The organism is Tessaracoccus sp. OH4464_COT-324, assembly GCF_003932855.1.
GTDB lineage: Bacteria > Actinomycetota > Actinomycetes > Propionibacteriales > Propionibacteriaceae > Arachnia.
The window spans coordinates 94011-112519 of record NZ_RQYZ01000008.1 but is presented as its reverse complement, the minus strand read 5'-3'; the positions used below and the strand labels follow the sequence as shown (position 1 = coordinate 112519).

17 protein-coding genes are annotated in these 18509 nt (G+C 66.3%); 4 read left to right on the top strand and 13 right to left on the bottom strand.

From position 1 onward, the window contains the following. Positions 1-81: 81 nt before the first annotated feature. From EII42_RS06495 to EII42_RS06465, 7 genes are all read right to left on the bottom strand, one after another. A complete protein-coding gene (locus EII42_RS06495) occupies positions 82-1071 on the bottom strand; it encodes a malate dehydrogenase (protein ID WP_125171296.1) in 990 nt (329 codons plus the stop codon). Between the two features lie 75 nt (positions 1072-1146). Beyond that, entirely contained in the window at positions 1147-1767 is a 621-nt protein-coding gene (locus EII42_RS06490; RefSeq protein ID WP_125171295.1) for a vitamin K epoxide reductase family protein, read from the bottom strand. A gap of 29 nt (positions 1768-1796) precedes the next feature. Then, positions 1797-2096, bottom strand: a complete 300-nt coding sequence (locus EII42_RS06485) for a DUF3017 domain-containing protein (RefSeq protein ID WP_199729813.1) — start codon at positions 2094-2096, stop codon at positions 1797-1799. Continuing rightward, the gene (locus EII42_RS06480; RefSeq protein ID WP_125171294.1) at positions 2089-2940 is read right to left on the bottom strand and encodes a bifunctional methylenetetrahydrofolate dehydrogenase/methenyltetrahydrofolate cyclohydrolase; all 852 of its coding nucleotides are present in this window, start codon (positions 2938-2940) and stop codon (positions 2089-2091) included. Before EII42_RS06480 ends, EII42_RS06485 begins: the two co-directional genes overlap by 8 nt. 7 nt (positions 2941-2947) lie before the next feature. After that, positions 2948-4492: a bifunctional phosphoribosylaminoimidazolecarboxamide formyltransferase/IMP cyclohydrolase gene (gene purH / locus EII42_RS06475; protein WP_125171293.1), complete on the bottom strand. Its 1545-nt coding sequence runs from the start codon at positions 4490-4492 to the stop codon at positions 2948-2950. Beyond that, entirely contained in the window at positions 4489-5055 is a 567-nt protein-coding gene (gene purN, locus EII42_RS06470; protein WP_125171292.1) for a phosphoribosylglycinamide formyltransferase, read from the bottom strand. The genes purH and purN overlap by 4 nt, the downstream gene beginning before the upstream one ends. A 3-nt stretch (positions 5056-5058) precedes the next feature. Next, on the bottom strand, positions 5059-6297 hold the full coding sequence (locus EII42_RS06465) for a DUF6350 family protein (protein WP_125171291.1): 1239 nt from the start codon (positions 6295-6297) through the stop codon (positions 5059-5061). 85 nt (positions 6298-6382) lie between these two features. Here EII42_RS06465 and EII42_RS06460 point away from each other — a divergent pair, with 85 nt between their 5' ends. After that, entirely contained in the window at positions 6383-8020 is a 1638-nt protein-coding gene (locus EII42_RS06460) for a hypothetical protein (protein WP_125171290.1), read from the top strand. A gap of 54 nt (positions 8021-8074) precedes the next feature. On the opposite strand, the gene sucD is transcribed toward EII42_RS06460, so the two are convergent. Both sucD and sucC read right to left on the bottom strand, forming a co-directional pair. Continuing rightward, positions 8075-8968, bottom strand: a complete 894-nt coding sequence (gene sucD, locus EII42_RS06455; protein WP_125171289.1) for a succinate--CoA ligase subunit alpha — start codon at positions 8966-8968, stop codon at positions 8075-8077. A gap of 5 nt (positions 8969-8973) precedes the next feature. After that, the gene (sucC, locus tag EII42_RS06450; RefSeq protein ID WP_125171288.1) at positions 8974-10146 is read right to left on the bottom strand and encodes an ADP-forming succinate--CoA ligase subunit beta; all 1173 of its coding nucleotides are present in this window, start codon (positions 10144-10146) and stop codon (positions 8974-8976) included. 327 nt (positions 10147-10473) lie between these two features. On the opposite strand from sucC, the gene EII42_RS06445 reads away from it, so the two are divergent. Then, on the top strand, positions 10474-11490 hold the full coding sequence (locus EII42_RS06445; protein ID WP_125171287.1) for a M23 family metallopeptidase: 1017 nt from the start codon (positions 10474-10476) through the stop codon (positions 11488-11490). A gap of 107 nt (positions 11491-11597) precedes the next feature. Here EII42_RS06445 and pcrA read toward each other — a convergent pair whose 3' ends face one another. Both pcrA and EII42_RS06435 read right to left on the bottom strand, forming a co-directional pair. Next, positions 11598-13982: a DNA helicase PcrA gene (gene pcrA, locus EII42_RS06440; protein WP_125171286.1), complete on the bottom strand. Its 2385-nt coding sequence runs from the start codon at positions 13980-13982 to the stop codon at positions 11598-11600. Positions 13983-14012: 30 nt separating this feature from the next. Next, positions 14013-15422 carry a DUF2130 domain-containing protein gene (locus tag EII42_RS06435; protein ID WP_125171285.1) on the bottom strand — a complete coding sequence of 470 codons (1410 nt, stop codon included), beginning with the start codon at positions 15420-15422 and terminating at the stop codon, positions 14013-14015. Positions 15423-15501: 79 nt separating this feature from the next. On the opposite strand from EII42_RS06435, the gene EII42_RS06430 reads away from it, so the two are divergent. Next, entirely contained in the window at positions 15502-16728 is a 1227-nt protein-coding gene (locus EII42_RS06430; protein WP_125171284.1) for a phosphatidylserine/phosphatidylglycerophosphate/cardiolipin synthase family protein, read from the top strand. A gap of 43 nt (positions 16729-16771) precedes the next feature. Here EII42_RS06430 and EII42_RS06425 read toward each other — a convergent pair whose 3' ends face one another. Then, positions 16772-17113: a hypothetical protein gene (locus EII42_RS06425; RefSeq protein ID WP_125171283.1), complete on the bottom strand. Its 342-nt coding sequence runs from the start codon at positions 17111-17113 to the stop codon at positions 16772-16774. Between the two features lie 94 nt (positions 17114-17207). Between EII42_RS06425 and EII42_RS06420 the strand changes: the two genes are divergently transcribed. After that, positions 17208-17471: a GlsB/YeaQ/YmgE family stress response membrane protein gene (locus EII42_RS06420; RefSeq protein ID WP_125171282.1), complete on the top strand. Its 264-nt coding sequence runs from the start codon at positions 17208-17210 to the stop codon at positions 17469-17471. Positions 17472-17569: 98 nt separating this feature from the next. Here the strand turns inward: EII42_RS06420 and EII42_RS06415 are convergent, their stop codons facing one another. Next, positions 17570-18439 carry a formate/nitrite transporter family protein gene (locus EII42_RS06415; protein WP_125171281.1) on the bottom strand — a complete coding sequence of 290 codons (870 nt, stop codon included), beginning with the start codon at positions 18437-18439 and terminating at the stop codon, positions 17570-17572. Positions 18440-18509 lie beyond the last annotated feature (70 nt).

The following is an 18509-nucleotide window of genomic DNA, read 5'->3' as shown; positions in this document are numbered from 1 at the left end:
GCTGCTCGGCCTATCGGACAACAACGTGAAATGAGGTGAGGGCGGATTCCCGCCCTCACCTCATTCGGCTTTCAGCTCCGCTCAGATCAGCCCAAGCTCCTGGACCGCCTTGCGCTCGTCCTCCAGCTCAGCGACCGAGGCGTCGATCTTGGCCCGGGAGAACTCGTTGATCTCCAGGCCCTGGACGATCTCCACCTTGCCGTCGGTCACGGTGCACGGGAACGACGAGATCAGGCCCTCCGGCACACCGTAGGAGCCGTCCGACACGACAGCCATCGACACCCAGTCGCCCTCCGGGGTGCCCAGCGCCCAATCGCGCATGTGCTCGACGGTGGCGTTGGCCGCCGAAGCCGCCGAGGACAGCCCGCGGGCCTCGATGATGGCGGCGCCCCGCTTGGCCACCGTCGGGATGAAAGTGTTCTCCAGCCAGTCCTGGTCGCCCACCAGCTCGGCGGCGTTCTTACCTCCCACCTTGGCATTGAACAGGTCGGGGTACTGCGTAGCCGAGTGATTGCCCCAGATGGTCATGTGCTTGATGTCGGTGACCGGACAACCCACCTTCGCGGCCAGCTGAGAGATGGCACGGTTGTGGTCGAGCCTCGTGAGCGCGTTGAACCGCTCGTTGGGGATGTCGGGGGCGTTGTTCATGGCGATCAGCGCGTTGGTGTTCGCCGGGTTGCCGGTGACGAGCACGCGAACGTCGTCGGCGGCGACCTCATTCAGCGCACGACCCTGCTGGGTGAAGATGGCGCCGTTGGCGCTCAGCAGGTCGCCGCGCTCCATGCCGGCCTTGCGCGGCATGGCGCCCACCAGCATGGCCATGTTCACCCCCTCGAACACCTTCTTCGGATCGTCGCCGATCTCGATGTTCACCAGGTTGCCGAACGCGCAGTCGTCCAACTCCATCACGACACCTTCGAGGGCCTTGAGCGCCGGGGTGATCTCCAGCAGGCGAAGCTCGATCGGGGTATCACCAAGCAGAGATCCGCTGGCGATGCGGAACAGCAGGCTGTAGCAAATCTGGCCGGCGGCACCGGTCACAGCGATCTTCACGGGAGCGGCAGTGCTCACTTCAAAATCCTCTCGATCGTGGGTCTGTGAGACCGACTCTACCGCGCCTGCCAATCGGTTGGACCAAAGCTTCGGTTAAGAGCCGATTCCGCCCAACCCGGGCAGCCAAACCGCTGCCTCCACCACGACGATGATGACCAGCCACGCGACCACCGCTATCTCCAACCAACCGCCGGACACGGCCCGCGACAACCCACGGACCAACCCCGCCGGGGCGAGCAACTCGTCGGCCAGAATCACCTGGCGGGTCAGGGCGTACCAGGCCAGAACGGTGCACGCGAAGAGCGTCAGGCACCAGATGCACAGCGCGTGGATGACGAAAGTCGACATGACCAGCAGCCAGTGTGCGTAACCCACGGCACCGAACAGCAGCAGCCACATCCCGGTCATGAACCACCTGGGAAATCGAGTCCCCCCCAGCAACGCGGCTGCCACGGTGACGATCACGGGTTGCAGCATCAACCCCCAGAAGGCATTCGGCACATCGAACAGCGCACGCGCCGCCCAGTCATTCGCCACGGTCGCGCAGTCGAAGACCGAGTTCAACGAGCAGCCGAGTTTCGCCTCTGGGTTTGCCGCCAGTACCAACTGGTCCAGCGCCAGGATCAGAGAAGCCACCAAGCCGAGTAGCCCCACGGCCAGGAGCAGGGCCGGAGCCATCCTGTCCGGCCGGGACGCATCCATCTCATCTTGCACGCCCCGATTGTAGCCGCGCGCAGAACCTCTCAGGCGGGCACCACCAGGGCGGCAACACAGATCGCCGCAGCCAGCCCGAAATACACCACCAGGTCAAATGCGAAGCTCCGCACGACGAGCAGACCGGCCCGCTGCCTGGGCAGCGCCATCCGGAGGATACCCGCAACGCCCACCGCGCCCGCCACGCACATTGACGCCCGACGCCAGTGCCCGAGCAACGCGAACCCGAACCCCACCGCCAGCGCAAGCAACACCAGCAGCAGGGCCCACGGGCTACCCGGCTGGCTTTCCGCCGGGCGCTCGGGCTGGTCCGGCATCAACTCAGGCATGCAGCGCTTCGCAGCGGTCCACAACGTTGCTGAGTAGCATTGCCCGCGTCATCGGCCCCACGCCCCCCGGGTTGGGGGTCACCCAGCCGGCCCGCTCCCACACGTCGGCCGCTAGATCGCCGACGGTCTTGCCTGCCACTCGGCTCACACCGACGTCGATGCAGACGGCACCGGGACGGATCATATCGGCCGTGATCATGCCGGGCACCCCAGCCGCCGCGACGACGATGTCCGCCCGGCGCGTGTGCTCGGCTAGGTCCTTGGTGCCGGTGTGGCACAGCGTCACGGTGGCGTTCTCACTGCGCCGAGTGAGGATCAGCCCGAGCGGGCGGCCGACGGTGATGCCGCGTCCCACGACGCACACCCCCGCCCCCCGCCAGTCCAGGCCGTGGCGGCGGACCAACTCGACGATGCCGCGCGGGGTGCAGGGCAGGGTCCCGGGCTCATTCAGCACGAGCCTGCCAAGGTTCACCGGGTGCAGGCCGTCCACGTCCTTATCCGGGTTGATGAGCGAAAGCGCCCAGTTTTCGTCCAGGTGACGCGGGATGGGCAGCTGGACGATGTAACCGGTGCACCCCTCGTCGGCGTTCAGTCCCCGGATCGCGTCCTCCAGCTGGGCCGCGGTGGCGTCGCCAGGCAGCTCCACCCGGATGGAGCGAATCCCAACCTCCTCGCAGTCGCGGTGCTTCATACGCACGTAGTTCTGGCTGGCAGGATCCTCACCGACGAGCACCGTCGCCAGGCCGGGAACGACTCCCCGGGCGCTCAACGCCGCCACTCGCTCAGCGAGTTCAGCCTTGATCTGCGCGGCCGTGGCCTTACCGTCGAGTTTCTGTGCGGTCATGTCGCTCCTAGTGGAAGAAATGTCGGGTGCCGGTGAAGTACATGGTGATCCCGGCTGCCTGCGCTGCCTCGATCACCTCCTGGTCGCGCACGGAACCGCCGGGCTGGACGATCGCGGTGACTCCGGCCTCGATCAACGCCTGTGGGCCGTCGGCGAACGGGAAGAAGGCGTCGGAGGCCGCCACCGAACCGGCCGCCCGCCCGCCTGCCCGGGAAACCGCCAGGTGGCAGGAATCGACGCGATTCACCTGTCCCATGCCGACGCCGACCGAGGCGCCGTCCTTGGCCAGCAGGATCGCGTTCGACTTGACCGCGCGCACCGCCCGCCAAGCGAAGAGTAGGTCTGCCAGCGTGGCCTCGTCAGCGGCCGGCCCAGCCACCAGCCGCCAGCGCTCCGGCGCGTCCCCCTCCGCGTCGAGCGCATCCGGCTGCTGGCGTAGCAGGCCGCCCGAGATTTCGCGCCCCTCAATGCGCTGCTCAGCACGCCCGAAGGACATGAGGATGCGGATGTTTTTCTTCGCCGCCAGCGCCTCGACCGCCCCCTGCTCGTAGCCGGGCGCGACGATGACCTCCGTGAAGATCTCCGCCACTTGCTCAGCCATCTCCTTGGAGACGGGGCGGTTGCAGGCGATCACCCCGCCGAAGGCGGAAACCGGATCCGAGGCGTGCGCCTTCCGGTGAGCCTCGGCGATGTCCGACCCGACGGCGATCCCGCACGGGTTGGAGTGTTTGATGATCGCCACCGCAGGCTGATCGAAATCGTAGGCTGCACGGTGGGCCGCGTCGGCGTCGACGTAGTTGTTGTAGCTCATCTCCTTGCCATGCAGCTGCTGCGCCTCCGCCAGTCCGATGCGCCCCGGCTCGGTGTAGAGCGCGGAGCGCTGATGGGAGTTCTCGCCGTAACGCAGGTCCGCCACCTTCTCGTAGACGGTGGCGTACCACTGCGGGAACTGGTCGTCGCTCGCCTGCTCCCCCAGCCAAGTGGCCACCGCGACATCGTAGGCGGCGGTGTGCCGGAAGGCTTGGGCCGCCAGCTCTCGACGCTCCTCGAAGGTGTAACCGCCCGCCGCGAGCGCCTCGCGTAGCCCAGCGTACTGGTGAGCGGAGGTGATGATCGCCACCGAGGCGTGGTTCTTGGCGGCGGCGCGCACCATCGTCGGGCCGCCGATGTCGATCTGCTCAATGGTTTCGTCAACGTCGGCTCCGGAGGCCACCGTCTCGACGAAGGGGTACAGGTTTGTGATCACCACGTCGAACGTCGCGATACCCAACTCGCGCAGCTGCTCGACGTGCGATTCGAGGCGCAGGTCCGCCAGGATTCCGGCGTGGATCTTCGGGTGCAGCGTCTTGACCCGCCCATCCAGGCATTCTGGGAAACCCGTCACCTGTTCCACGGGCGTCACCGGGACACCCGCCTCGCTCAGTCTTCGCGCAGTGGAGCCCGTGGAAACGATCTCCACTCCCGCCTCCACAAGTGTCTGCCCGAGCTCGACGAGTCCTGTCTTGTCGTAAACGCTCACCAGCGCCCTGCGCAACGGCTTTCGGTTCGTCACTTGCTACCCCAATCCCGGACCACATCGACCAACAGCCGACGTTCGACCACCTTGATTCGCTCGTGCAGGCTGTCGACCGTGTCATCCGCCAACACTTCGACCGCCCCCTGTGCCAAGATCCTACCCGTGTCCACCCCGGAGTCCACGACGAACACAGTGGCCCCGGAGATCTTCACCCCTGCGGCCAGCGCATCGCGAGGGCCATGCATGCCCGGGAAGCTGGGCAGAAGCGCCGGGTGGGTGTTGATGGTGCGTCCTTCGAAGCGAGCCAGGAACGCGGGGCCGAGCAGCTTCATGAAACCGGCCGAGACCACCAGGTCGGGCGCGTAGCCTTCGACGATGGCGGTCAGTTCTCGATCCCAGGTCGCCCGATCCGCCCCCTTGGCGAGGGGGTGGGCCACCGCAGGGATGCCGTGCGTGCGTGCGCGCGCCAGGACGCCGGCCGTCGGCTGGTCAGTCACGACGGCCGCCACGCGCGCCTGTATCTCCCCCGACTCGATCGCTTCGAGGAGGGCCTGCGTCAGCGTCCCCGAGCCGGACGCCAATACGACGATGGTCAACATCCGTCACTCCTTCGGTGATTCCGCCCGTTCTTCCGTCAGCTGCTCGGCCCGCTTCCTGCGGCGGGAGAACCGAATCAGCCCGAGGATCAGACCGCCAAGCGCCCCCGACAGCCCGAGCACGCTGGGTGCCAGCACCACCAGCACCGACAGGTTAGCTCCGACGTGCATCAGTCGCTGCCCGCCGAGCGAGCCGGAGGCGGCCGAGGCCAGCAGCGTGATGGCGAGCCCCGCCCCGATCCCGGCGAGCGCCCCGCTGAGGGTCGACTCGTCGAAGCGAGCCCGGGGGCGGGCCCGGGCCACCGCCACGCCGGCGAGCAGGCCGGCCAGCACCCCGCTCAGCAGCCACCAGCCCCCACCCAAGGGCCCCGGCTCCGGGACGGCGCCCAGCACCGGGATCGCGGGCTGCAGGCCCACGTCGGTGAACAGCGGGGTCAGGTTCGAGCCGTCGCCGAGGGTGAATCCCGCGCCCAGCACCCACGACACCAGCCAAAGCACCAGGTTGGGTAGGTAGATGAGGTGCAGCGCCACGAGGGCGAACTGGCCGGTCGCATCGGGTTGCAGGGATTCGGCGAGCGTCGCGATCCGTCCGCGTCCGGTCACCAGCGCGATTGTGAGGGCCACGGTGGCGATGACCACCACCGACAGCACCGCGACAGTCAGCGCGCGGGGCACGATTCGTAGCCAGCCGGGCCAGGCGCTCGTCGGGTCGTAGTCCAGTGCCCCAGAGGCACCCCACAGGCCGGAGATGGCGCCAACGGACAGCGATCCCACGAACACGGGTCCCATCAGCTGGCTTCCGGCTACAGTGCCCACGCCGACGGTGGTTGTGGCGCAGTAGGCCAGCGCGTAGGTGCCTGCGACCCGCCACACAATCACCTCCGGGCGCGTGCGCTGATCGTCGGCTTGCCTGGCGACGTGGTGGGCGACGGGCAGGCTGAGGAAGACCATGATGAAGGTGAGGCCGAGCGGCATCAGGGTGATCCCGACGGGGCCGATCTCCAGGCTCGCGCCGTGTGCGGATCCGAAGACCTGAGTAGCGAGGGTGAGTGCGGCGCGCAACGGAACGTCGGGGGCAGCAAGCCAGGCGACGGCGGTGACGCCGCCCACCAGCACCCACCCCGCGAGCACGACGACGAGCGCTCCGACCACGCAGATGAGCTGCCAGGGCCAGACGAAGGAAAGCCACTTTCCAGGCTCTTTCTCGTCCACCGCTACGGCCACCGTCCGCGTACGATCGGCCACTGTTCCTCCTCAGGAGTGTTTCGCTGCCAGCAAAGCTCGGTAACCTAGGATGTCATGGAACCCATTCGGAAGGTAGGCGAGAGCAATGTCGAATGACGCTTCGCGCCCCCGTCGGGCCTTCTCGGCCGACGACACCGCGCAGCCTGCCTCGACAGGATCAAGACCCGACGCGGCACCAAGCGCACCGCCGACGCCCACTCACCGGCCGCGTCGGATGATGCTGCCCGCCGACATCACGGAGGACGACCCTCGTTTTGTCGGCTACGACGAGGAGACCATCGTAGTGGATCGGGTTGACGACCCGAAGCCCATGATTCCAGCGCCCGTGCTGCCGAACCGGGGCGAGGGGTTCTTCGACGGCCCCGGCCCGAACCCGCGTCGTTCGGCGTTGAGTTCTGTCACCCCACCGGAGGCGGATTCAGCCGCTGTGGCCAAGCCGTCGGCCACGGTCGAGGGCAGGAAGTCGCGAGGGCTGCCGGAGTGGGCCGTCGCTCACGCCAAGTCGTTCGTGGCCTCGGCCATCGCGGTCGCCATTCTGGCTGCCGGAGCCGGGATTTTCGGTTTCTTCAGTTCTCGGTCTGCGACACCGTCCGCGGAGCCGTCGCTCGGCGAGACCTCGACGGAGGGGCTGCCCCGCGTCACCGAAGCCGACCTGATTGCGGAGGCCGACGCCAAGGCGCTATCCCCGAACGCCACGTGGGCCGTCGCCAAAACCACCACCAGTTTCGCCGAGCACTCGGCCCGGCCCGCATGCCTGAGCACGGAGTCCTCGGACACCGCGCGGCTTGATTCCCTGCAGCGTACCCTCGGCACCACCGAGGCCGACCAACTGGCACTGCTGCATCAACTGGACTCCTACCCCTCCGAGCAGGTGGCGAAGGAGGCCTACCAGAAGCGCGCGAAGGCGCTGGCCGCGTGCAGCGAGGTGCAGACCCTGATCCTGTCCGCGAGTTCGGTGTCCGGGTTGGGCGACGAAGCCACGGCGATTGCGGTGCTGGACGAGGGCGAGGCCAAACGTTTCCACAGCCTCCTGCTGTACCGCGCCGGCAACGTGCTCAGCATCGTCGACGTGGCCAGCGCCTCGGCCGCCCCAAGCGTGTCCGACGCCGCGGCGGCGCTGAAGCGGACGGCTCAGCAGGTGTGCGCTTCGGTCGGCTGCGAAGCCGGGGAAGTCACCGTCGCGGATGCGCCAGTTCCCGCGGTGGATCCGGCGGGGTGGCTCATCCCCTCCGACCTGCCCCGCATCCGGCCGGGATTCGGGCGTTGGACCACCAAGCCGCCGGTGGCGCTCACCAGCCGGGGGACGGGGTGCGAGAACATGACCCTCGCCAGCGACGCCGGTCCTACAGAGCGGCTGCAGGCCACCTACCTGCTAACTCAGGACGACCTGCGGCCAGAGAACTTCGGCCTCGACGAGATGGTGTTCACATTCGAGAATGCCGAGCAGGCCACCGAGTTCTCGGAGAAGCTGGTCGGCGCGATCAACGGCTGCGGTAGCCGCGTGCTAGGCACCACAGCCACGGCGGTCGAGGGCCCGGAAGGAGCCAACTCGTTCGAGATCGTTCGCGAGGTGGACGGAGGCAGCGTGCTCTACCAGGTCTCCGTCGTCGCTGAGGGCTCCAAGGTGGCGTACCTGCTCACCACGATCAGCAGCAGCTACAAATTCACGCCGGAGCAACTGGGCTCTGTCGCGCTCAGGGCGAAGGCCCGCTTGGGCCAGTAGCGTGGCGCCCGAGGGGCTCTGGGAGTCCCCACCGCCCCTCGGGTTTCGCCAGGCTCAGCCCTGGACGCGCAGCTTTGCGAGTTCGTCCCTGACCAGTTGGGCGGTTAGCGAGGGGGTCTCACCCACGCGCACGCCTACGTCCTCTAGTGCTTCCTTCTTCGCCTGGGCGGTTCCTGCTGAGCCGGTGATGATGGCGCCCGCGTGCCCCATCGTCTTCCCCGGGGGCGCGGTGAAACCGGCGACGTAGCCGACAACCGGCTTGGTGATATGCCCGCGGATGTAGGCGGCGGCCCGCTCCTCGGCGTCGCCACCGATCTCCCCGATCATCACGATCACGTCGGTCTCCGGGTCGTCCTGGAAGGCCTGCAGGACATCGACATGGCTGGTGCCGACGACCGGGTCGCCGCCGATCCCGACGGCGGTGGAGAAACCGTGATCGCGCAGCTCGTACATCATCTGGTACGTGAGGGTGCCCGATTTGGAGACGAGGCCGATACGGCCCGGTCCGGAGATGTGCGCGGGGATGATGCCGACGTTCGACCGGCCGGGCGAGATGAGGCCGGGACAGTTCGGCCCGATAAGCCGGACTCCTGCGCCCCTGGCCGCCTCATAAAACTCGACCGTGTCGTGCACGGGGATGCCTTCCGTGATGACCACGACGAGTTCCACCCCGGCACCCACGGCCTCCAGCACGGCATCTCGGGCGAATCTGGGCGGAACGAACACCACGGACACGTTGGCGCCCGTGGCGGCGCGGGCCTCCGAAACCGTGTCAAACACCGGCACCGGGTCCTCCTCGAACAGGACGGATTCTCCGCCGCGGCCCGGCGTGACACCGCCGACGATTCGGGTGCCAGACATGATCATTCGCTGGGTGTGCTTGCGGCCCTCCTTACCGGTCATGCCCTGCACGATCACCCGGGACGAGGCGTCGATGAAGATTGCCATGTGATTCAGTTCCCTTCGCTCGCGAGTTTGGCCGCGGCGTGGGCGGCCTCGTCCATGGTGGTCTTGACGGTGATCAGCGGATGGTTTCGCTCGGCCAGGATGGCCTTGCCCACCTCGACGGAGTTGCCGTCGAGGCGAACGACGATGGGCAGTTTGGCCTCGTCTCCCAGAATGTCGAGGGCATGAACGATGCCATTGGCCACGTCGTTGCAGGCGGTGATGCCGCCGAAGACGTTCACGAACACCGAGCGCACCTGCGGGTCGCTCATGATGATGCGCAGCCCGTTGGCCATCACCTGGGCGGATGCGCCGCCGCCGATGTCCAGGAAGTTGGCTGGCTTGGGCTGGCCCGGCAATTCCCGGCCGGCGCCCGCGACAACGTCGAGGGTGCTCATCACCAGGCCTGCGCCGTTGCCGATAACGCCCACAGCGCCGTCGAGCTTCACATAGTTCAAGCCGAGTTCCTTCGCTTGTCGTTCGAGGTCCACCTCGACGGAGGTCTCCTGATACTGCGCCCGATCGGGGTGCCTGAAGTCGGCGTTGTCGTCGACGGTGACCTTCCCGTCGAGCGCGAGGACGTAGCCGGAAGCGGTGCGCACCAGCGGATTCACCTCGACGAGAGTGGCGTCAGCAGAGCGGAACACGCTCCAGAGCCTGCTCAGCACCTGGGCCAGCTTGTCGTGTTGGTCGAGCGGGAAACCGGCCGCTGTGAGGATTTCGGCGGCCTTCTCCTCGTCGATGCCGGATGAGTCCAGCCCGATCTTGGCCAGGGCCTCTGGCCGTTCCTCGGCCAGGGTCTCGATCTCGACGCCGCCTTCTTTGCTGCACATCGCGAGGAATCCGCCGGTGGCTCGGTCGAGGAGGATGGAGAAGTAGTACTCCTCTGCGATTTCGGCGCCGGGGCTGAGCATGATCGTCTCCACCTGGTGGCCTTTGATATCCAGGCCGAGGATCTGTCCGGCTACCCGGGCGAGTTCTTCGGGCGTCCTGGCCAGCTTCACTCCGCCGGCCTTGCCGCGGCCTCCGGTGCGTACTTGGGCCTTGACGACGACGGTGCCGCCGCCCAGTTCCTCGTAGGCTTCCCGTGCTTCCTCAAGATTGGTTGCGATTCGGCCCGGCAGGACGGGCACGCCGTGGCGCTCGAACAGGTCACGCGCCTGATATTCCAGTAGATCCACTTTGATGACTCCGGGGTCGGTTGCGTCGTTGCGAGAACCACCGTACTAGATACTCTTGGTAGCGCGATGAAAGTCTAAGGAAACCCGCGCAAAATGGCCGACTCTGTGAAATGCTGTCCGCGCGGGGTCGGCCGCGGCCGGAGCCGCGGTTTTCCCGCCCAACAGCCAGCCCGTCGACACGTCCCGAAACTGTGAAGCCTGTGAACTCGGCACAATGTTCGCAAACTTGTTTGAGAACTTCCTAAGAAATGCTAAGGTTTCCACGGTTCATCGATCATCTAGGAGACCGACTTGAGCGCAACACACGGTGCAGCACCCCGTCGCGGCATGACTGACGACGCTCAGCTAGAGCCCATCGCGGAGGCGGCGCCTACGCACGCCAAGCGCGCCAGGACCACTTTCCGCGTCAGCAAACGCTCGGTTGCGGCCGGATTGGCCGGGCTGCTGGCTGCCGGCAGCCTCTTCTCCTACGCAATCACCGCCCGATACACCCCCGACGTCGATCCGGGTCTGAGCGCGAACGTCGCCATCCCGGCGGAGGCCGAGCGCGCCGCCGCAGCTGGCTTCGTGGACCGCTCGTCGGATGTCTCGCGTAACGCGATCCGCGAGGGCGTCTCAGCCGTTGCTGCGGACGCGAACGCCCGCCAGCGGGAGGCGGAGATCGAGCTCGCGGCCGACGCTGCGCTGGAGGCCGAGGCGGAAGGCACCGCAGAGGAACGCCTCCGGTTGCTGGAAGCTGACCTGGAACGCGTCGCTCAGCAGGCGGACGAGCTCAAGAAGGAGGCCGCGGAGGCCGCCGAGCTCATGAAGCTCGCCAAGCAGGCCTCCAAGGACGGCAAGGACGGCAAAAACGGCAAGGACAGCAAGACGGATGCCAAGGCCAAGCCCGGTTCGAAGAGCCTGAGCAGCGAAGAAGTTCAAGCGCTCAACACCAAGGGTGGCTCGATGCCGATCAAGGAAAACTTCCGGGTGGGTGCCCACTTCGGGCAGCGCGGCAAGTGGCACAGGTACCACACCGGCCAGGACTTCCCGGCTCCATCGGGTACCCCCATCTACGCGGTCGCCTCCGGTGTCGTCCTCAGCCCCACCCGCGCCTACTGGGCGGGCACCAACGTCGTCATCCAGCACTCCTCGGGGGCCACCCTGTACGCGCACATGTCGCGCAGTGTCGTCTCCCCCGGAACCACCGTGAAGCCCGGCCAGCTCATCGGCTATGTGGGCAACACCGGGCGATCCTACGGCTCCCACCTGCACTTCGAGTACTACAAGAACGGCACCACCCCGGGCGACGTCTACCAGGCCTCCGATCCGATGGCCTTCCTCCGCTCGCTCGGCGTGCGCTGAGTCGCCGCAACCGGCCGGGGGCCGCCCACGACGGGCGGCCCCCGCCGGTTGCGTTCAGCCGGTTATCACGGGACCCACTCGCTCCGACAGTACATTCGCCACTGGCCCTAGAGTTTCTCCATCGGGGAGTGCTTCAGGCTCATACGTTTCAGGCCGTGCGAGCCGAAGTCGATATCGGCCTTGGCGTCGGCCCCCGCCCCCAGCACCGCAAGCACCGTGCCCAGCCCGAACTTGGCGTGCACCACCCGGTCGCCGGAGCGCACCTCCAGAACCGGCCGAGGGCTGCCCTTGCCCAACGCCCCGGCGAACCCGCCCACCGCGCGTCGCGTCTCCCGGTTGCGCTCGGCGCTGGTTGCCGCCCACCGCGACTGCGCGGTCTCCGCTCCCGTGCGTCGCCAGTCCAGCACGCTCTCCGGGATCTCGCTCAGGAAGCGTGACGGCGGGTTGTACATGGGCGAGCCGAAGACCACCCTGGTGGCCGCCCGCGAAAGGTAGAGCCGTTTCCGTGCCCGGGTGATGCCCACGTAGGCCAGCCGACGCTCCTCCTCCAACTCGTCGGCGGACGAGAACACCGCCCGCTGATGCGGGAACAGCCCCTCCTCCATGCCCGTCAGGAAGACGGTGTCGAATTCCAGCCCCTTCGCGGTGTGCAGGGTCATCAAGGTGACGACGCCGTTGTCCTTATCCGGCACCTGATCGGAATCCGCAACCAACGCGATGCGTTCCAGGAAAGCCGCGAGCGAATCATCCGGCTCGGGCATCCCCGCGGTCAGGGCCGAGTCGTCGAGGCTCAGCGTGTTGGCGCTCGCGACGAACTCCGCCGCGACGCTGACGAACTCCTCCAGGTTTTCCAGCCGACTCTCGTCCTGCGGATCGGAGCTGGCCTGGAGTTCGGGCACGTAGCCAGACTCCCTGAGCACGCTCAGCAGCACCTCGTCGGCGGGCGCCTCCCGTGCGAGCTGACGATGCCGCTCGATCAGCTCGACGAATGCCCCGATCGGTTTCAGACTGCGCGCGCCGAGGGGCGCTTCGTCGGCGCGCTGCAGGGCCTCGAAGAACGTGATCTGCTCCGCCGCAGCCAGCGAGCTGACGGCCGCCTCCGCACGGTCGCCGATGCCCCGCTTGGGCACATTCAGGATGCGCCGGACCGAGACGTCGTCCGCCGGGTTCGCGATGGCGCGCAGGTAGGCCACGGCGTCGCGAATCTCCTTGCGGTCGTAGAAGCGCACCCCGCCCACCACTTTGTAGGGCAGCCCGACCCGGATTAGCACGTCCTCCAAGGCCCGAGACTGCGCGTTGGTGCGGTAGAAGATCGCCGTGTCCGAGTAGCCCGACTCGCCCGCGTCGCGCAGCCGATCGATCTCGTCGGCGATGAACTGCGCCTCAGAGTGTTCGTCGTCGGCCACCCAGCCGGTGATCAGCTCCCCCCTGCCCAGCTCGGACCACAGCCGCTTGGCGCGCCGAGAGCTATTCCGGGAGATCACCGCATTCGCCGCGTCGAGCACGTTCGTGGTCGAGCGGTAGTTCTGGTCCAGGACGATGGTGTCCGCCCCCGGAAAGTCCGCCTCGAAGTCGAGGATGTTGCGGATCGTGGCACCCCGGAAGGCATAGATCGACTGGTCTGAGTCGCCCACCACCATGAGTTCCGCCGGCTCGACGGTAGGCACGCCCTCCGCGGCCTGCGTGGGTTCCCCACACAGCTCACGAATCAGCGCGTACTGCGCATGGTTGGTGTCCTGGTACTCGTCGACGAGCACGTGCCGGAACCTGCGACGATACTTCTCCCGCACCTCCGGAAATGCCTGGAACAGGTTCACCGTCGTCATGATCAGATCGTCGAAATCCAGCGCGTTGGCCTTGGCGAGGCGACGCTGGTACTCCCCGTAGGCCTCCGCGCGCAGCCGCTGGATCGGGGTCTGCGCCTCCTGCTGGGCGGTCTCGTGATCGATCAGCTCGTTTTTGAACCGCCCGACGTCGCCTAGCACGGTGCGCACCGGGTGCTGCTTCGGGTCCGCGTCCAGGTCGCGCAGCACGAGGGACATCAGCCGTTTGGCGTCCGCGTCGTCGTAGATGGAGAAGCTGCGCGTAATGCCGAACCTGTCGATGTCGGCGCGCAGGATGCGCACGCAGGCGGAGTGGAACGTCGACACCCACATGTGCCGTGCCCGGGCACCGACCAGTTCGAGGACACGCTCGCGCATCTCGGCGGCCGCTTTGTTGGTGAAGGTGATCGCCAGGATCGCCCCCGGGTGGACGCCACGGCAGCTAATCAGGTGGGCGATGCGTCGGGTGAGCACGCGGGTCTTACCTGAGCCCGCTCCGGCGACCACCAACACCGGGCCCTGGGAATGCTGCACGGCCAAGCGCTGCGGCGAGTTCAGCCCGGCCAGCAGTTCCTCCTCCGTCACTCCTTGCGCAGGCTCGACGTCGGGCTCGGCCAGGCGCGCAGGGTCGAAAACGGCAGCAAGGTTGGGCATAAGCTCTTCGTTCATGGTCCCTCAAGACTAGCCGCTGCCCACGGCTCAGCCTTCCAGCTCGGGCTGGCCAGACTCAAGCTCGGCGAACTTGGCCGCCATGGTCGGGTTGCCCCGGGTCAGCCGCTTGATCGTGACCCCCTGGGCCTTGTCGTTGGCCAGCCGAAGGTTCCTCGACGATCCGAGCAGCGCCTCCTTCACCTTCTGCAGCCGCTTGATGGACTCGTCAATCTCCTTGATCGCTTCCCCGAAGCGCCGCTCGGCAAGTTCGTAGTTGCGGGCGAACTTCGACTTGAACTCCTCCAGTTCGTTTTCGAAGTTGGTGATGTCGACGTTCTGCGCCCGGATAATCTCCAGCTCGGTCTTGTATTCGAGTGCCTTCAGGCCGGAATTGCGTAGCAGGGTGATCATCGGGATGAAGAACTGTGGCCGGATCACAAACATCTTCGGGTACCGGTGGCTCACGTCGACGATCCCGCCGTTGTACAGTTCGCTATCGGCTTCAAGCAAGCTCACCAGCACCGCGTACTCGCAGCCCTTCTCTGTGCGGTCCCGATCTAGTTCTTTGAAGAAGTCCTCATTCCGGCGCTTCGTGGCGGTGGTCTCGTTCTCGTTCTTCATCTCGAACATGATCGACACGATCTCCACCCCTGCGGCGTCGCGGTCGCGGAAGATGTAGTCGCCTTTGCTGCCCGAGCTGGCGTCGGTGTCTTTCTCGAAATAGGCCAGCGGGAAGGCCGTGGCCCGCAGCCGATTGAACTCCGTCTCGCAGTGCGCCTCCAGCGTCTCGCCCACCATCTTCGTGGAGAGCCTCGCTTTCAGATCCTGAAGCCGCTCGATGGCGTCGTCGCGGTCCTTCAACTGGGCCTCGTAGCGCTCCTTCAGGCTCTGCTCGGCCAATTTCTTCTCCAGTTCGGCCTGCTTCAGCAAGCCGCGCAACTCGTCGCGCTCCCGCTCCGCCTCGCCCACCGCCTGGCTAAGGGCCAGGTCGCGCTCGATAGACGCCCGCTCGGCCTCGGAGCGCAATCTGGCGACCTCCTGTTCGGAGTTCACCTTCAGCCGCTCAACCTCGGCCGCGTGCCGCTCCTGCATCAACTCAGCAGCGCTGGCCTGTTCGGCGCTCAGCCTACGCACCTCCTCCGCCAACCGGTCGCGCTCCATCTCGGCCTCGCCCAGCGCCCTGCTCACCGCCAGATCCTGCACGACCTGCGCGTTCTCCAGCCGGGCGGACAGCGCAGCGATCTCAGCGTCCTTCTTCGCCGACTCCGCCGCAAGCTCCTCGGCGACTCGTTTCTCCGCCAGGCCAAGCTGGGCGCGGTGCGCCTCCTCAGCCAGTGCCAGCCGCTCAGTCACCTCCCGATCAAACGCCTCATCGCGCACCTGTCTGAGGATTCCTGCGTAGCCGACCTCGTCAACGCTGAACGCGGTACCGCAGTTGGGGCAATTGATCTGATGCATGGTTGCTCCTCTCCGACGGTGCAGACAATAGCGTTGCCCGCTGACCGATTCTGTACACCTCGCGCAATAGACTGCCTGCATGAGCCGTTTCGAGAGGATGCGTCGCACCGCTTATCGGCTCGCGCTGCGCATCGTCGTCGCGCAGCTTGCGTTCATGTTTGGGCTGACTTTCGTGGAATCCCTGCGCAAGAAGCGCCGCTCGCTGACTCGCTTCCCCACCAAGCCCCCCATCCCCGTACAGGTGGACCGCGACGAGGTGCGTGTCTTCAGCTACGGCAAGGATCTGTATCACGCCATGATCCAGGCGATCGACTCCGCCGAACACCACGTCTATTTCGAGACCTACATCTGGAAGGGAGACGCGTGGGGGCGTCGGCTCAAGGAGGCGCTTTGCCGCGCGGCCGAGCGCGGGGTGCGGGTGTACGCCATCTGGGATGGCTTCGCTAACCTCGTGGTGAACCCCAAGTTCTACTCCTTTCCCGACAGCGTGCAGGCCATGCGTTTCCCGGTACTGACGCAGCTAGTGATGCGCCGCGATTGGGGACGGGATCACCGCAAGCTGCTCACTATCGACGGGCGGATCGGCTTCATCGGCGGCTACAACGTCGGCACGTTATACGCCACGGGTTGGCGGGACACACACGTCGAGGTGCGCGGGCCGAGCGTCGCCGAACTGGACAATGCCTTCATCGACTTCTGGAACGCTAACCGGCGCCGCAGGCAGCCCAGGATCGCCGACTGCCCCCGGAGGGCCTGGTTCAGCCAACTGCGCGTGCAGCGCAACGTGCCCCAGACGTGGGTCTACCCGATCCGCAACATGTATCTGGAGGCAATCGACCGCGCCCAACAGCGAATCTGGCTCACGCACGCATACCTAATCCCCGACAACGACCTAGTAGCCGCGCTGCGCCAGGCCGTGCACCGGGGGGTGGACGTGCGGATCATCGTGCCCGAGCGTTCAAACCATGTGGTGGCCGACTGGCTCTCACGCGGCTACTACAGTCGACTACTGCGCGACGGGGTGCGGCTCTTCCTATACCAGGACGCGATGGTGCACTCCAAGACGGCCACCATCGATGGCGCCTGGTCCACAATCGGCACCGCAAACCTCGACTCGTTGAGCCTTCGCGGCAACTACGAGATCAACCTGGAGGTGACCGACGTCGGCCTCGCTCAGCACATGGAGGAGTTGTTCGAACTGGACCTGTCCAACTGCTACGAGCTGAAACCGGGTGAGTGGCGAGCGCGCTCCTGGTTGGCCAAGGCAACCGAGGTCTTCCTGAGCCCCTGGCGGCACCTGCTTTGATCCCCCGGGTTCGCCTCCCCCGACGCGGCCGTTGGAGCGAACCCTAGATAAAGACCGCCACCGCCGCGTTCACCGCGGTGAGGCCGAGCGTGGCGAAGAAGATCCCCGGCGCAATATCGTCCTTCTTGCGCTGAGTCACCACAAGGGCAAACACCACGAGCATGAGCACTAGCTTCACGGCGATCTTCACGTGGTTGACGTCGAGATCCGCGATCTCGCGGACGGCCACCAACGCCAGACCGCTGACCAACATCGTGAGCGATCCATGCCACATCGCCGGGTTGACGACACGCTTCGGGCCTTTCATCTGGGTGAAGGCCCCGCCGAACAAGGCGGCGAACCCGATGAGGTGCACGAAGAGCAGGACCAAACGCAAGAAATCCATTCCGCCACTGTAACAGCCGCCAGGATGCCGCGAAACTCGCTACTTCGAGTACCACACGTTGAAAGTGGCCTCCCCGAGCGGGCACACTGGACGCATGCTGTTCAACATTCTGGCTTACATAGTTATCGGTTTTTGTGGCGGAGCGATCGCCAAGGCGATCCTGCCCGGCAAGCAGGGCGGGGGCTTCGTCAAGACCACGGCCCTGGGCATCGTCGGCTCCTTCGTAGGTGGGATGCTCGGCCGGCTGCTACTCGACAGCACCCCAGCAGCCGTGTTCTCCATCACCGGCCTCGTCACGTCAGTGATCGGCGCAATCGTGGTACTTGTGATCTACGGCTGGCTCCAGAAGAGGCCCTGACGGACCACTCATCCTGGAAGACTCGGAATTGGAATTGGAAGGGGCGGCCGCTGGCCTCTTCCTTTACTTTCTCTCCTGTTGGGTTGCGGGCTCCTCCGCTACTCTCCCGCCCGTCCAGCCTTGCCACGCTGCCAGGCCCACATGCCCAGCGCCACCAACAGCCCGCCGCCGACGATGTTGCCCAGGGTAACCGGGAGCAGGTTCCACCACAGGTAGGCCTCAACTGTCAGGCCCTCCAACTGGACGTCGCCGAGGGACCGCATCAACTCCGGCGAAGCCTCGGCTTTGGCCGCTAGCGCCGTCGGGACGATGAACATGTTCGCCACCGAGTGCTCGAAGCCGGTAGCGACGAACATCGGGATGGGAAAAACCACTGCGGCGAGCTTCTCGACAACGGACTTACCGTGGAAACCCACCCACACCGCTATGCAGACGAGCAGGTTGCACAACACGCCCAGCGTGAAAGACTCCACCCACGTGTGACCCACCTTCCCGAGGGCCGATTTCACCAGCACCGCACCCCACTCCCCGTCGTGGTAGCGGTGTGTGCCGGAGCCCAGGATCAGCACGCCCAGCAAGGTGGCGCCCAGCATGTTCGAGAAATAGACCAGCCCCCAATGCCTGAGCAATCTGCGCGGGCCCAGCTTTCCCTCCACGAGAGGGAGCGTGGTCATCGTCGAGGAAGTGAACAGGTCCAGGCCCAGCACCATGATAACGAAGAGCGCACCCGAGAAAACCAAGCCGCCGACGGTCTTCGCCATCCCCCACGGCATGTCCGACGCGCCAACCTGCGTCGTCGTATAGAAGACGAAACCCAGCCCAATGATCAGGCCTGCGAACGTCCCCGAGGCCAGCGTGGCCAGGGTCGGGGTCGTCGCCTTCTTCAGCATTCCCGAAGAGGCCACGAGCTGCGCGGCCGCCGCTGCGTCGGGTTTGTCAAGGGCGATCGTCTGATCGGGATAGGTCATGGATCGATACGTTAGCCCCTTCGACTACCCGAGGACGATCGGGCCCCAACTTTGCGCTGCGGGGCCCGAC